This is a genomic window from Streptacidiphilus sp. MAP5-3 (assembly GCF_041262505.1).
Taxonomy (GTDB): Bacteria; Actinomycetota; Actinomycetes; order Streptomycetales; family Streptomycetaceae; genus Streptacidiphilus.
Genome location: NZ_JBGCCL010000027.1, coordinates 85,098 through 98,989 on the forward strand (window position 1 = coordinate 85,098; position 13,892 = coordinate 98,989).

Here is a 13,892-nt window from a genome sequence, read left to right on the forward strand (position 1 = left end):
ACGAGCGCTCCCCGGCCGCAGCCGTCCGGGCGAACCCGTCCGGACCTGGGCGAAGCCGCCTGCAACAACCGCAAGGGTGTCTTGTGATGCATAGCGGGGCACAGGGTGGGCAGACGCTGGCTGACAACCACGGACAGTGAGGAGGCGCCTCGTGGAGGCACGGCACGGACCGGCTCTGTCCTGGCGTGAGCGACGGGCACTCACCGACATCGAGCAGGAGCTGCGCGAGGACGAGAAGCTCGAACAGGCACTACGCACGATGCGGCCACCGCGCCGCGTGCATCTGCCGTCGTTGCATCGTCGGCATCAGGAGGGCAACGGCGGCGCGGGCGTGTGAGCACGACCACGAGATCGGGAGACACGAGATCGGGAGAAGGGGAGATCGGGAGACGATGACCTTGGAGTCTGGTGGTACCGCCGGTGGGCGGTTCACGGTGACCGCGACCTCGCGGCCGAGCGGAAGCCCGGTGCAGCAGGGCGAGAGTGTGCTCCGACTGACCGGAGAGCTCGACCACGACTCGGCCCCGGTGTTGCGGGAGGCGTTCAAGCGTTGCGAGGACGCCGGCGCAGCCCGGATCCTGGTGGACTGCTCGGGCCTGGACTTCTGCGACTCGACCGGGATCAACCTCCTGCTCGACGCCCGGTCCAGGGCCCAGGCACGTGATGGCATCATCGCGCTGGTCGGGATAACCCCGCGGGTGGCCCGGGTCTTCGAGATCACCGGAGCGGCGACGCTCTTCCCGCGCTTCGCCTCCCTCGCCGAGGCCCGGACGGCGGAAGGGGACTGAGCACACAGGGCAGCGGACCGAGAGCGAAGGGAGGAGCGCGGTGGACCACATGCGCGGCACGACCGACGAGTCGCCGGTGGACCGGCTGGTGCTGGTGGACGCCACGGGCGTGGTCGGCCGGTGCCGTGACTTCGTCCAGGCCAGCCTGGCCTCGCGCGGATGGCTCGACGATCCCGGCGAGGATCAGCTCGCCGTGGTCGAGGACGTGCTGCTGATGACCTCCGAACTGGTCACCAACGCCTGTCTGCACGCGGGGGGCCCGCGTGAACTGGCGGTCTCCGGCTGCGGACACGCCGGGCTCCGGATCGAGGTCCTCGATCCCAGTTCCGAGCCGCCGACCCTGCGACCGCTCGCCGTTCCGGCGCGTCCCGGGGGGCACGGCCTGCGGGTCGTCGAACGGCTCGCGCGGAACTGGGGCAGTGAGACCCGGCCGGAGGGCAAGGCGGTCTGGTTCGAGATCGACCGCGCCTGAGGGCTGAGGCGGCGGACGCGACGCTCACTCGTCGGCGAGCAGGGCCTCACGGAGGCCCTTGAGCGTGCGCGACAGGATGCGCGACACGTGCATCTGCGAGATGCCGAGCCGTTCCCCGATCTCCGCCTGCGACAGCTCCGCGGTGAACCGGAGTGCCAGCACCGTGCGCTCCCGTTCCGGAAGCGCGGCGATCAGGGGCTTGAGGCTCTCCAGGTTCTCGACGCCTTCCAGGCCCCGGTCGAGATAGCTGGTCCGGCGGCTCTGGAGGCCCTCGAACTCCTCGCGGTCGGGCGCTTCGAGGCTGCCGGCGACATAGGCGTTGCTCACCACCACGCCCTCGGCGACCTCCGCCTCGCTGATGTGCAGGTGTTCGGCCAACTCCGCGTCGGTGGGCTGGCGTTCGAGCTCCTGGGAGAGCTCGTCACGGGCCCTGGCCAGACTGAGCCGAAGTTCCTGCAGTCGGCGCGGCACCCGTACCGACCAGGTGGTGTCCCGGAAGAAACGCTTGAGCTCGCCGCTGATGGTGGGCAGCGCGAAGGTGGAGAACTCGACGTGGCGAGCGGGGTCGAAGCGGTTGATCGCCTTGATCAGGCCCACGATGCCGACCTGCAGCAGGTCCTCGGTGGGCTCGTTGCGGTGGCGGAACTGCGCGACCGCGTAGCGGACCAGCGCGAGGTTCAGCTCGACCAGCGTGTTGCGTACGTACGAGTAGTCCGCGGTGCCCTCGTCGAGTTCGCGCAGGCGTCGGAACAGCTCACGGGAGAGGGAACGGGCGTCCTCGGTGTCCACGACGTGTGGTGACGGAAGTCGGCCGGGGACCGGCTCGGCACCGGCCGTCGGCCAGCGTGACGGCGAGGATGACGGAGAAGCGGGCATGGACGGGGATCCTCGGGTGGCGGACGCGCCGTCCCGACGGCGGCGTGCAGGCCCGCCCGGCTCCGACGGGCCCACTCGGACATTTACCCGTTGCCTGGGACATTTACCCGTCTCGGTCACCAAGCGAGCGGGCGCCTTCCGACTGCTCCCAGCGCCTGACTCCACTCGGCTCGGGTCTCTTGCACGCACGGTTGCCGCCGACACGCAGCTACTCGCCTTCGGCGCGGTCACGCCTCCCGGCCGGTCACGCCTCCCGGCCGGTCAGGGCAAGCAGGAGGGTCTGCGCGTCCGAGCCGGGCGGGACCGCGCGGGGGCTGTCGAACAGGCCCGACTCGGCCAGCCGGTCCGGGTACTCGGAGACCTCGTGCAGCGCGAAGGCGACGAGGCCGCTCGGGATTTGCTCCTCCGCGCCGATCGCGCGGGCCAGGTCCCACGAGTGCACGACGATGTCCATGGCCAGCTGGCTGCAGAGATGCGCGGCGAGGGCCGGGCCCTGCCAGAGCCGGACCGTGCGCTCCAGCGCGCCGTCGGCATGGACGGCCTCCTCGGCCTCCGCCGCGGCCTGCTTCCAGGCCAGCACCGGGTCGTCCCCGAGCAGGTCGCCCTCGAACCGGCCGCCCACAGCGGTCGCCGGAGTGCCGGCCAGCAGCGGCGTCACCCACAACTGCTCGACCGTCACGTGGTTGACCAGACCGCGGACCGTCCACAGCGGGCACGGCGTGGGCAGTCTCCACTGCTGGACTTCCACCCGGCGGACCAACTGCCCGAAGTGGTCCAGTGCCGCGCTGTACTGCTGGGCAAGTGACTGCTGGGCGAGCGCCCTTGTCCGCCGACCGTAGGTGACCATGTCGTCACTCCTCGACTACCTCTCCGGGCTTGCACCCGGACTGGGAGAGTGCCCGGTCCAGCGGACTTCACACGTCGCAGCTCCGGCCAGGCATCGGAGGCCACTGCCCCGGCGCGCAGGGTGTCCAGGTCGCCATCAGCTCGCGCCGGATGCCAGAGGCTGGCATCAGGTGTCCTGCTTGCGCGTGTCGCGGGTCGGTGGCCCTGGCTATGATCAACTCCCTTCCGGCGGTGCACCCCGCCGGCGTAGGCATCATCGGGGAGGACGACGTGATCAGGCTTTCCAGCGAGCCCATGACCTGGGTGATGGCCGGGGACAGCATCACCCAGGCCGTGCTCCACACCCACGGCGAACGCGGCTGGGTGGAGCACCTGCACGAGCGGATCCGCTGGCAGCTCGACCGGCTGACCGACATCGTGGTCAACACCGGCGTCTCCGGGTGGCGAGCCCCCGATGTCCTCGGCTCCTTCGAGCACCTGATCGGCCGGTTCCGGCCGGACGTGCTGTCGATCTCCCTCGGCACCAACGACGCGCGGGCGGGTCTGGCCGGGCTCGACGAGTTCCGGGAGGCGATGCACGCGATCATCGCCAGGAGTCGGAACGAGTGCGCGGGCGTGCAGGTCGTGGTGCACACCCCGGTGCTGGTGAGCCTGGCGGGCCGTGGCGCCCGCGGTGAACAACCGGCCTACTGCCAGGCGGTGCGCGAGATCGCGGCCGAGACGGGCGCCCTGCTGGTCGACCACGAGGCGCACTGGCGGGCGCGTTTCCAGGACGCCGACCCGATCCCGTGGCTCGACAACCCGGCCCACCCGAACCCGGTCGGCCATCTGGAGATGGCCAACCTCACCCTGCGCGCCTTGGGTCTGGGCGAACTCTCGCCGCTGTAACAGGCCTTGGGTGCAGGCTCAGCGCTGGGCAGAAGCCAGCAACGCGGCATGAGGGAGGATGAGTCGACCGTCCTGGCCGAGCAACTCTGCGGCGAGCACGTCGAACTGACGCTTCATGCGCGCCCGGACGTCGTCCGGCTGGCGATCGCGACCCAGTTCGACTCACCCAGTGGGCGACCCGATGAACGACACCGAGTTCTTCCACAACGAGATCACCGCGCCCACGACGCTGTGCGCGAAGGTTCCCCGAGCTGAGGGACGCCGTTGCTTCCAGGCTGCAACCAAGCGCCCTTGACGGTCCGCCGGTAAACCGGAACGGTGGACGTGCAAGACCGTGGAAACAGGTTGATACGGGAGGGCGCAGTGGACCTACGGTTCATCGGGATCGACCCCAACACCGGTGACGACGAGTGCCCGACGGTGTGGGTCGACAACGACGCGCAGGAGATCGTGATCCAGGGCTGGAAGGCCGGTCCGGAGATGGTGGACAAGATCAGCGACACCCAGTGGGTGGCCGGACACAAGACCGGTATCCCGGACACCGAGGGCGTGTTCCGTCTCCCGGCTCGCATGGTTCCGGCTCTGAGGGAGGCGTGCGATGCCGTCGAGCGTGCCCAGCTTCGCTGAGCAGCTGGCGGAGGCTCAGTATTCCGCAGTCCACCTGGAGATGCGCGACTCGTACAGCGTGGAGAAGGAGCGTGAGGCGTTCGCGGCGTGGCGCGACGGCTTCCGGTACGACCCGGCTGACCGTGCGTCCTGGTGGCGCCCCTGGCTTGGCCTGATCAGCGAGACCGTGGCCCGTGGCGTCGTCATCCGCCGCGCCCGGATTGTCTCCGAGCCGGTCAGCGATTACATCCGCTACGAGCACTCGGGGACGTTCACCAACGTCACGGCCGGTGAGTTGATCCGCTGGCTGCCCCGGCGGCAGGCGTCCGATCTTGCGCTGCCGGGTAACGACTTCTGGCTGTTCGACGGCCGGATCGTCCGGTTCAACCACTTCACGGGCGAGGGTGAATCGGCCGGACCATCGTTCAGCGACGACCCAGCCGTGGCGAAGCTCTGTGCCGACGCCTTCGAGGCGGTGTGGGAGCGCGCGATCCCGCACCACCAGTACACCGTCTAGCACGACAACGGACAGCCGGCCCATGCCCGTCTCGCCTTCCACCAGCGCCCAGGCTGCCCGCCAGGCCGTCGCAGATCGTCTGCGCGAGATCATGCTGGACGCAGGGCTTCAGGGCGGCGAGCTGGCTGTCCGGTGCCGGTGGCACGGCTCGAAGACCAGCCGGATCATCAACGGCCGCACAGCCCCCTCCGACAGCGATATCCGAGCTTGGTGCTCGGCGTGCGGGGCCGACGACCAGGCGGACGACCTGATCGCGAAGAACCGCGACGCTGATTCGATGTACATGGAGTGGCGCAGACTCACCCGCACCGGGCTGCGCAGGCTCCAGGAGTCCCGGATCCCGCTGTACCAGCGCACCCGCGCGTTGCGGGCCTACTCGTCGCGGGTCGTCCCGGGGCTGCTGCAAACCGAGGCGTACGCCACCGCGCTTCTCTCCACCGTGGCCGATTTCCGGTGCATCCCCAACGACGTCGCCGACGCCGTGGCCGTCCGCCTGACCCGAGCCGGCGTCATCCACCAGCGCGGACACCAGTTCGCTTTCGTGGTGGAGGAGTCGGTCCTGCGGTACCGCATTGGTGACGCCGAGACGATGGCCGGTCAGCTCGGCCATCTCCTCGAAGCGATGTCACTGCCGGCCGTCTCGCTCGGCATTATCCCGTCCACCGCGACTCGCCACATGTGGCCTGTGGAGACGTTCAACCTCTTCGACGGTGAGCGGGCCGCCGTGGAACTGTTGTCCGCCCAGGTGACGGTCACTGCGCCCAGCGACGTCGCCCTGTACGTGCAGGCGTTCGCACGCTTCGCAGATCTCGCTGTTCACGGGGCAGCCGCGCGGGCGCTGGTCCTGGCGGCGATGGACGCGCTCGGGTGAAGCCGTGCAAAGGGCTGCAAATTCGTTGAGTGTGCGTATCCCTGACGGCCAGTCTGGTTGAGGCCGCCAGGGAGGCCGCACCACTGCCCCATTCGCAGTACCCCACCGCCCTGTCCGCAGTAACGGAAGGAGCACCATGTCCACCATCACTGTCGAGCGCCGTGGCGTGCCGTTCGGCGCGCGTGGCCTCCAGCCCGCATACACCGTCGCCATCGACCCGAGCGGTTTCGCGTTCGACCCGGGCCGGCAGGTCAACGTGGCGCCGGACGGCTCGTTGTGGGCCGAGACGCCCATGGCAGCCTCCAGCACCGCCACCAACAACGACACGTCGCCCGGTAACCCGCCGGATGAGCAGAGCGACCCGTACGCCTTCCCCGGCGACCTGGTGGCGTAGCCGATGGGCGCGCCGCACGGGCACGTCCTGGTCGTCGCCGAGGAACTCGACCCCACAGCGGACCTCGTGGTGCAGGCCCTCGCCGAGCGAGCCGTGCCGACGATGCGGTTCGACCTCGCCCGCTTCCCCCAGCACCTCGACCTGGCCGCCCAGCACGACGGGGACCGACCGGGCTGGACGGGGCATCTGGCCACCAGTGCTCGCGCGGTGCGGCTGGAGGAGGTCCGGGCCGTCTACTACAGGCGGCCCGGCCTGCCCGTCATCGCGCCCGAGGTCCCGGAGCACTATCGGGCGTGGGCACAGTCTCAGGCGCTGGTTGGGATGGTGCAGGTGCTCGGGTCGCTGCCGGTGGTGTGGATGCACCACCCCGACGTGTACCGGGCCGCCGCACACAAGCCGGGCCAGCTCGTAGCGGCCACCGCCTGCGGCCTACGGGTACCCCGGACGCTGCTGACCAACAGCCTGTCCCGGGCCAGTGCCTGGGCCGAGGGGATCAACGGGCCGCTGATCGTCAAGCCGGTCGCCTCCGCCTCGATCACCATCCCCGGCGCACCTCCCACCATCCTGCCGACGCGTCGCCTGGAGCCGACCGAACTGGACGAGTCACTGGAGCTGACCGCGCACCTGTTCCAGGAATGGGTACCCAAGGCGTTCGAGGTCCGGCTGACCGTCGTGGGCGACCAGATGTTCTCCGTGGCGATCCACGCCCGCAGCGCCGAGGCCGAGGTCGACTGGCGCAGCGACTACGACGCCTTGGAGTACGAGCCCGTCCCCGTGCCCGACCACGTGGCCGACGGCGTGTGCCGCTTCCAGGCCCACTACCAACTGAACTACGGCGCTTACGACTTCGCTGTGACCCCGGCCGGTGAGTGGGTGTTCTTCGAGTGCAACCCCGCCGGACAATGGCAGTTCATCGCTGCCGCCACGAAACTCCCGATCGCCGAGGCCCACGCCTCACTCCTGCAAGGAGCCATCGCATGACCGTGGCCGTCGACACCGAGGAGACCCGCGCCCTACGGGCAGCCCTCGCCGAGCGCCTGGCCAAATCGGGACACAGCCCGGGGTGGGTCGACGCGGTCCGGGCCGTGCCTCGGCACCTCTTCGTCCCGGTGTTCCACCAGCAGGATGCGGCCGGCCAGTGGCACACCATCACGGCCGGGGACGCCGGACACCTGGAAGGTGCCTACGCCGACCGTGCGCTGACGACCCAACTCACCGACGAGATGCCCACTTCGTCGTCCAGCGAGCCGGACCTGATGCTGACCATGCTGGACGCCCTCGACGTGCGCGGCGGCCAACGTGTCCTCGAGATCGGGACCGGCACCGGCTACAACTCCGCGCTGCTCACGCACGTCCTCGGCGACGCAGGCGTGACCACGGTCAACGTCGACCCCGAGCTGACCAAGCTTGCCGAGGAACGCCTGGCTGCCTGCGGATACCAGCCGCATGTCCGCACCGGGGACGGCGTCGCCGGAGTACCCGGGCGGGCTCCCTTCGACCGGATCATCGCCACCTGCGGCATGCAGTCGATTCCGTGGCAGTGGATCGACCAGTCCGCCGACGGCGCGGTGATGGTCGTACCGATCGGCTGGGGACTCGCCGAGGTCAGCGTCCACGACCGCCACGCCCGCGCGCAGTTCCTGCCGCAAGGCGCGTACTTCATGGGCAGCCGTACTCCAGGCGCTGAACCACGCTTCGCCGAACTGGACGACGTACGACCGACCAGCACCGAGGCCCCCGTGACCGAGGTGGATCGGCTCCAGTTCCCGCTCGCCCTCGCTCTGCCGGGCTACCGCTCGTGCACCTGGTCCGACAGCAGCGGCGACGTCACCGCCGTGGGGATCTGGACACCGGACGGCTCGACCGCGACTGCCCGCACGGACGGAGCCGTGCGGCAGATCGGCCCCCGACGCCTGTGGGACGTCATCGAGGAGCTGCACACGACCTTCGCCACCACCCCGGCCCGCGACGAGTTCGGACTGACCCTCACCGCCGAGCGGCAGCGCGCCTGGTGGCGTGCCAAGGATGGTCCCGGCTGGGACCTGCCCGAGGCCGCGTTCGCCTGACCTCCCGGTCCTGCATGCGTCCGACAGGTCCCGAGGCTGGACGCTTAGCCCGCTCCCGACGTCACGCGTTCGAATGTGGCAGCGCGTGCCCCACGATCAGGAGCCGGAGCGGGCCTTGAGGGCCTCCTCGGTGAAGACCCGGTAGCCCTGGTCCGGTTGGTAGCCGTGGATCTCGCGGGTGTCGAGCGCCGACATGGAGGCGAGGACCTCCGGGGTGACCGTCTGGCCGGGGACCAGGACCGGGAAGCCCGGCGGGTACGGGGTGACGAAGGTGGCGGAGACCAGGTCGCGGCCCGCGGCCAGGGCGGCGTTGGCCTCGTTGGAGGTGAGGTACTCGCAGAGGGTGTCGTCGTAGGCGAGGTAGAAGGCGGCGCGCATGTCGCCCTCCGGGGTCGCGCCGCCCGGGCGGAACGCGGGGTGGAAGGCGCTGAAGTCCGGCAACGGGACGGATTGTGTGGTCAGTTGGGCCACCCGGCGGCGGTGTGCCGCCTGCTCGCGCGGGCTGCGGGCGTCGGCGTCGTCCTCCAGGCCCCGGACCAGGCGGACCAGGGTCTCGATCAGGTAGGCGACCGTGCTGCGGGTGGTCCCGATGTTGGTCATGAAGAGCAGCGTGTTGCGGGTGGTCTTGTTGATCTGCACGCCGTGACGGTTCATCAGGTGCTCGTGCTTGAAGGTGTCCCCGTCGATGCCGGTGGCTCCGATCGAGAGCGTGGCGCGGGTGGGGTCGAGCACGAACTCGTCCTCCGCCCAGGCGCGGGCCATCGCCGCCTGCCCGGCGCGCAGCGGCTGGTCGATGCCGGAGGTGCGGTAGTGGTCCGGGATCAGTTCGGGCGTGGTGAGGAAGTGCAGGTAGCGGCGGAGCAGCGGGTGTTCCTCGATGGCGTCGCGCAGCAGCCCCGCCTGCTCGACCTGCTTGCGGACCAGGCCGAAGCCCTCCAGCGCGGCCTGCCTGCGGCCCAGGTCGAGCGAGGCGAGGATCTGGTAGCTGGGTGACGTGGACGTGTGCGTCATGTACGCCTCGCGGAAGGTCTCCGCGGCGCGCCGGTGGAAGTCCTGGTCGTGGACATGGATCATCGAGCCCTGGCGCAGCGAGGTCAGCGTCTTGTGGGTCGACTGCGTGGCGTAGACGCGGACCCGGGCCCGCGCCGGGTCCGGGAGCAGACGGTGCGTCAGCAGCGCTGCGTCGTCCGGGTTCTCACCCAGCTCGCGCTGCTGCTCGGCGTACCGCGCCCGGTACTCGGGATCGCGGAAGCGCTCGCGCAGCGTCCCGGCGGCGGCCATGGCGGTGCGCGGGCGGTAGACGGGGTGGAACCGGGCGAAGGCGAACCACGCCTCGTCCCACAGGAAGGCCAGCTCGGGGTGGAGTGCGAGGCACTCCTCCATGACCCGGGCCGGGTGGTAGACCACGCCGTCGAAGGTGCAGTTGGTCAGCATCAGCAGCCGAACCCGGTGCAGCGTGCCGGCCGCGCGGAACTCCAGCAGCTTGCGCTTGATCTCCTCGACGGGTACCGCCCCGTACATCCCGTATTCGTCCAGCGGGTACGAGTCGAGGTAGACGACATGGGCCCCGGCCAGGACCAGCCCGTAGTGGTGGGACTTGTGGCAGTTGCGGTCCACCAGGACGATGTCGCCGGGCCGGACCAGCGCCTGCACCACGATCTTGTTGGCCGTGGACGTGCCGTTGGTGACGAAGTAGGTCTGCTGTGCGCCGAAGGTCTTCGCGGCCAACTCCTGCGCCTCGCGCAGCGGTCCGGTCGGGTCGAGCAGCGAGTCCAGCCCGCCCGAGGTCGCCGAGGTCTCGGCAAGGAAGGTGTTCATGCCGTAGAAGCGGGTCATCTCCGGCAGCCATGGCGATCCGGCGACCGAGGAGCCGCGCGAGATCGGCAGCGCGTGGAAGACGCCGGTGGGACGGCGGCTGTACGCCTCCAGCGCGGAGAAGAACGGCGCGCGGTAGCGGCGGCCGACGCCTTCGAGGATCGACAGGTGCAGCTCCAGCAGCCCGTCACGGGCGTGGAAGACGCGGGCGAAGCGGCCGTCCACCAACCCGGCCAGCACCTCGACGGAGCCGTCGGCCAGCAGGTAGAGGTCCAACTCCGGGCGGATCGACGAGAGTCGGGAGCCGAGGCGGCGCACCCTGCGGTCGAAGGACTGCTCGTCGCCGCGGTTGCCGTCGCTGTCGTCGTCGGCGGTCCCGGTGAAGAACCGGCGCAGCAGACGCAGGTCGTGCCGGGAGCGCCCGGCGAAGCGGCGGCCGATCACCACGGCTTGGAGTCGCACGTTGACCAGCGAGGTGATGACCGCGTCCTCGAAGCTGTCCACCACGACCAGCTCGTAGGCGAACTCGTCGCCGGGCCGCCGCAGCGCATGCAGTCGGGCGCGGAGCGACCGCTCCTCGGCCGGCGTCAACTCGTCGACGACCAGTACCTCGAAGACCGGACGGGCCGGTTCGGCGCCCACAGTGGCCTCGGTCGCGTCGTCGGGCGTATTCGAGGCGTCGGTCTCGTAGGGGCTGCGGGCGCGCCGGACCTCGGCCAGACGTTCCGTCAGTTTCCCTTCCTCGCCTGCCCGGTGGAGTGCGCGGAGTTCGCCGAGGACGACGGTGCCGGGGGAGGACCAGCAGCTCTCGATCGGGCCGAGCAGGTCGAGCAGCTCCTCGACGCGGGCGTCGAGATCGGTGCGGGCCTCGCTCGTGCGCGGCAGGGTGGCCAGGCGGCGCGCGGCCTCCTCCAGGGAGGCCCAGGCGTCGGCGCGCAGGCGGTGGACGCTGTTGTACACGTTCTCGTCCACCGCCTCGGTCGTGGTGGCGAAAGCGGGCGGCTCGGCGTGGGCGTCCATCTCAGGTTCCCTTCGGCAGGCGGAGCCGGTCGCGAGGGAGGGGCCGGTCGTACCGTCTGCATCAACCTATTCACAGGTGGGTGGAATGTATAAGTCCACTCACGCAGGCGTCAACGGCCGCCCACCCTTCGAGAGAGCTCCCGTGCCGTCCGGGTCACTTCCGCGGCCAACTGCTCCTGCTGGGCGGTGTCGACGGAGCTGCTCTCGTAGGTGATCGCCACCCCCGCGACCGGGTGGCCGGTGCGGTCGGTCACCGCCGCGGCGACGGAGGAGAAGCCGAGGGTGACCTCGCCGTCCTCGGTGGCGAAGCCGATGCGGCGCACCTCGACCAGTCGGGTGCGCAGCGCCGTCAGCGAGCGCGGCCCGCCCACCTCGGTCCGCTGCACGAACGCCGTCGCGTCCGGGAAGAGCGCCCGTAGCTGCGCGTTCGGCAGCAGTGCCAGCATCGCCCGGCCGCTCGCGGTCAGCTGCGCCGGAAGCCGCACGCCCACCTCGGTGACCAGCGGTGCGCGTCCCGGAGCGCGCTCCTCGATCAGATAGAGGACCTCCCGTCCGTGCAGCACGGCCAGGTGGGCGTTGTGGCCGGTGCGGTCGACCAGTCGGGCCAGCGGCACCCGGGCGAGGCGCTGGAACGGGGCCTGCCGGGAGTAGCCGGAGCCGAGCTCGAAGGCGCTGACGCCCAGGCCGTAGCGCCGTTCCTCCGGCAGGTGGACGACGAAGCCGTCCGCGGTGAGCGTGTCGAGCAGGTGGTAGGTGGTCGACCGCGGCAGGCCGACGTCGCGGCTGATGGCGGCGGCCGGGACCGGTGCCGCCTGGCGGGCGAGATACCTGAGGACGGCCAGCACCTGGGCCGCCGCGGGCACGATGGACATGCCCGGAGGGTAACCCGCGGGGCCCTGGTTCCCGCCCGCCGGCAGCGTCTGGTATCCCAGACGACTGCACGGCCGAATGTCTGGGATCCCAGACACAAGCCCGGGGAAACCTCTGGTGAACCCCTTGTGACCTGGTGCTTCATAGATGCCATGAACAAGGTGCTTGTCGGGGTCGGCCCGCTCTCCGCCGACGAAGTCGTGTCCGTCGCCCGTCTCGGGGCCGCTGTCGAGATCTCCCTGGAGGCCCAGGAGGAGATCACCCGCAGCCGTAAGGTCATCGAGGACCTCGCCGACGACGTCACGCCCCACTACGGCGTCTCCACCGGCTTCGGCGCGCTGGCGACCCGTCACATCCCGCACGAGCTGCGGGCGCAGCTCCAGCGCAGCCTGGTCCGCTCGCACGCCGCCGGTTCCGGCGCCGAGGTCGAGCGCGAGGTCGTCCGCGCGCTGATGCTGCTGCGTCTCTCCACGCTCGCCACCGGCCGCACCGGCGTCCGGCTGACCACCGCCCAGGCCTACGCCGACCTGCTCAACGCCGGGATCACCCCGGTCGTGCGCGAGTACGGCTCGCTCGGCTGCTCCGGCGACCTGGCCCCGCTGGCCCACTGCGCGCTCGCCGTCATGGGCGAGGGCGAGGTCCGCGACGTCGACGGCACGCTCCTCCCGGCCGGCGAGGCGCTCGCCGCCGCGGGCATCACCCCGGTGGTGCTCAAGGAGAAGGAGGGCCTCGCCCTCATCAACGGCACCGACGGCATGCTCGGCCAGCTCGTCCTCGCCGCCCACGACCTGCGCCGCCTGCTCGCCACCGCGGACATCACCGCCGCGATGAGCGTCGAGGCCCAGCTCGGCACCGACGCCGTCTTCGCCGCCGACCTGCAGGCCCTGCGCCCGCACCCCGGCCAGGCCGCCAGCGCCCACAACCTGCGCGCGGTGCTCGCCGATTCGGAGATCGTCGCCAGCCACCGCGACCCCGCCAACTGCACCCGCGTCCAGGACGCCTACTCGCTGCGCTGCTCGCCGCAGGTGCACGGCGCCGCCCGCGACACCCTCGACCACGCCGAGACCGTCGCCGACCGCGAGCTCGCCAGCGCCGTCGACAACCCCGTCGTCACCCGTGACGGCCGGGTCGAGTCCAACGGCAACTTCCACGGCGCGCCGGTCGCCTGTGTGCTCGACTTCCTCGCGATCTCGGTCGCCGATATCGCCTCCGTCGCCGAGCGCCGCACCGACCGGATGCTCGACGTCGCCCGCAGCCACGGCCTGAACGCGTTCCTCGCCGACGACCCGGGTGTGGACTCCGGCCACATGATCGCCCAGTACACCCAGGCCGCGATCGTCTCCGAGCTCAAGCGCCTGGCCGCGCCCGCGTCGGTGGACTCCATCCCCTCCTCGGCGATGCAGGAGGACCACGTCTCCATGGGCTGGTCCGCCGCCCGCAAGCTGCGCCGCGCCGTCGACGGTCTGACCCGCGTCCTGGCGATCGAGCTGCTCACCGCCGCCCGCGCGCTGGACCTGCGTGCCCCGCTCAGCCCGGCCCCGGCCACCGCGGCCGTCCGCGCCGGTCTGCGCGAGCACGTCGAGGGCCCCGGCACCGACCGCTACCTCGCCCCCGAGATCGAGGCCGCCGTCCAGTACGTCGCCGACGGCCGCGCGCTGGCCGCCGCCGAGTCTGTCACCGGCCGCCTGCACTGAGGCTCTCCCGCCGCTCTTTCCCCCACGCTTTCCCACAGCACCAAAGGACTTCGACATGACGATTCGCACCGAGCCGGTCCGTGCCGCACGTGGTACGGGGCTCAGCACTTTGGGTTGGCAGCAGGAGGCCGCCCTGCGGATGTTGAACAACAATCTGGATCCGGAGGTT

The 13,892-nt window shown here is 70.7% G+C and carries 16 protein-coding genes; 12 read left to right on the top strand and 4 right to left on the bottom strand.

The features are described from left to right. The first annotated feature begins 151 nt into the window (after positions 1-151). Genes ABH928_RS29330 through ABH928_RS29340 form a run of 3 tightly spaced genes read left to right on the top strand, consistent with a single transcriptional unit; the run spans position 152 to position 1,260 of the window. Positions 152-337, top strand: a complete 186-nt coding sequence (locus ABH928_RS29330; RefSeq protein WP_370071651.1) for a hypothetical protein — start codon at positions 152-154, stop codon at positions 335-337. Between the two features lie 55 nt (positions 338-392). Continuing rightward, positions 393-788 (top strand): STAS domain-containing protein, encoded by a 396-nt coding sequence (locus ABH928_RS29335; protein ID WP_370071652.1) that lies wholly within the window; start codon positions 393-395, stop codon positions 786-788. Positions 789-837: 49 nt separating this feature from the next. Continuing rightward, positions 838-1,260, top strand: coding sequence for an ATP-binding protein (locus ABH928_RS29340; RefSeq protein ID WP_370071653.1), 423 nt, complete (start codon positions 838-840; stop codon positions 1,258-1,260). Between the two features lie 24 nt (positions 1,261-1,284). Here the strand turns inward: ABH928_RS29340 and ABH928_RS29345 are convergent, their stop codons facing one another. Both ABH928_RS29345 and ABH928_RS29350 read right to left on the bottom strand, forming a co-directional pair. Next, the gene (locus ABH928_RS29345; RefSeq protein WP_370071654.1) at positions 1,285-2,136 is read right to left on the bottom strand and encodes a SigB/SigF/SigG family RNA polymerase sigma factor; all 852 of its coding nucleotides are present in this window, start codon (positions 2,134-2,136) and stop codon (positions 1,285-1,287) included. Between the two features lie 244 nt (positions 2,137-2,380). Further along, positions 2,381-2,983 (bottom strand): TIGR03086 family metal-binding protein, encoded by a 603-nt coding sequence (locus ABH928_RS29350; RefSeq protein ID WP_370071655.1) that lies wholly within the window; start codon positions 2,981-2,983, stop codon positions 2,381-2,383. Between the two features lie 209 nt (positions 2,984-3,192). Between ABH928_RS29350 and ABH928_RS29355 the strand changes: the two genes are divergently transcribed. The 7 genes from ABH928_RS29355 to ABH928_RS29385 all read left to right on the top strand — a co-directional run bounded on the left by ABH928_RS29355 (position 3,193) and on the right by ABH928_RS29385 (position 8,324). Further along, positions 3,193-3,870, top strand: a complete 678-nt coding sequence (locus ABH928_RS29355) for an SGNH/GDSL hydrolase family protein (protein WP_370071656.1) — start codon at positions 3,193-3,195, stop codon at positions 3,868-3,870. Positions 3,871-4,233: 363 nt separating this feature from the next. Further along, on the top strand, positions 4,234-4,497 hold the full coding sequence (locus ABH928_RS29360) for a hypothetical protein (RefSeq protein WP_370071657.1): 264 nt from the start codon (positions 4,234-4,236) through the stop codon (positions 4,495-4,497). After that, positions 4,469-4,993, top strand: a complete 525-nt coding sequence (locus ABH928_RS29365; protein ID WP_370071658.1) for a DUF6879 family protein — start codon at positions 4,469-4,471, stop codon at positions 4,991-4,993. Before ABH928_RS29360 ends, ABH928_RS29365 begins: the two co-directional genes overlap by 29 nt. A 22-nt stretch (positions 4,994-5,015) precedes the next feature. Continuing rightward, positions 5,016-5,864 carry a helix-turn-helix domain-containing protein gene (locus ABH928_RS29370; protein ID WP_370071659.1) on the top strand — a complete coding sequence of 283 codons (849 nt, stop codon included), beginning with the start codon at positions 5,016-5,018 and terminating at the stop codon, positions 5,862-5,864. Between the two features lie 136 nt (positions 5,865-6,000). Then, a complete protein-coding gene (gene tgmA, locus ABH928_RS29375; RefSeq protein ID WP_370071660.1) occupies positions 6,001-6,258 on the top strand; it encodes a putative ATP-grasp-modified RiPP in 258 nt (85 codons plus the stop codon). A gap of 3 nt (positions 6,259-6,261) precedes the next feature. After that, a complete protein-coding gene (tgmB, locus tag ABH928_RS29380) occupies positions 6,262-7,239 on the top strand; it encodes an ATP-grasp ribosomal peptide maturase (RefSeq protein ID WP_370071661.1) in 978 nt (325 codons plus the stop codon). Next, complete coding sequence (locus ABH928_RS29385; protein ID WP_370071662.1) at positions 7,236-8,324, top strand: methyltransferase domain-containing protein; 1,089 nt, start codon at positions 7,236-7,238, stop codon at positions 8,322-8,324. The genes tgmB and ABH928_RS29385 overlap by 4 nt, the downstream gene beginning before the upstream one ends. Positions 8,325-8,420: 96 nt before the next feature. Here ABH928_RS29385 and ABH928_RS29390 read toward each other — a convergent pair whose 3' ends face one another. Both ABH928_RS29390 and ABH928_RS29395 read right to left on the bottom strand, forming a co-directional pair. Continuing rightward, on the bottom strand, positions 8,421-11,159 hold the full coding sequence (locus ABH928_RS29390) for a beta-eliminating lyase-related protein (RefSeq protein ID WP_370071663.1): 2,739 nt from the start codon (positions 11,157-11,159) through the stop codon (positions 8,421-8,423). 110 nt (positions 11,160-11,269) lie between these two features. Continuing rightward, the gene (locus tag ABH928_RS29395) at positions 11,270-12,031 is read right to left on the bottom strand and encodes an IclR family transcriptional regulator (RefSeq protein WP_370071664.1); all 762 of its coding nucleotides are present in this window, start codon (positions 12,029-12,031) and stop codon (positions 11,270-11,272) included. Positions 12,032-12,181: 150 nt separating this feature from the next. On the opposite strand from ABH928_RS29395, the gene hutH reads away from it, so the two are divergent. After that, positions 12,182-13,723 (top strand): histidine ammonia-lyase, encoded by a 1,542-nt coding sequence (gene hutH, locus ABH928_RS29400; RefSeq protein WP_370071665.1) that lies wholly within the window; start codon positions 12,182-12,184, stop codon positions 13,721-13,723. Positions 13,724-13,778: 55 nt separating this feature from the next. After that, on the top strand, positions 13,779-13,892 hold a 114-nt coding region (locus ABH928_RS29405; RefSeq protein ID WP_370071668.1), incomplete at its 3' end, for a hypothetical protein.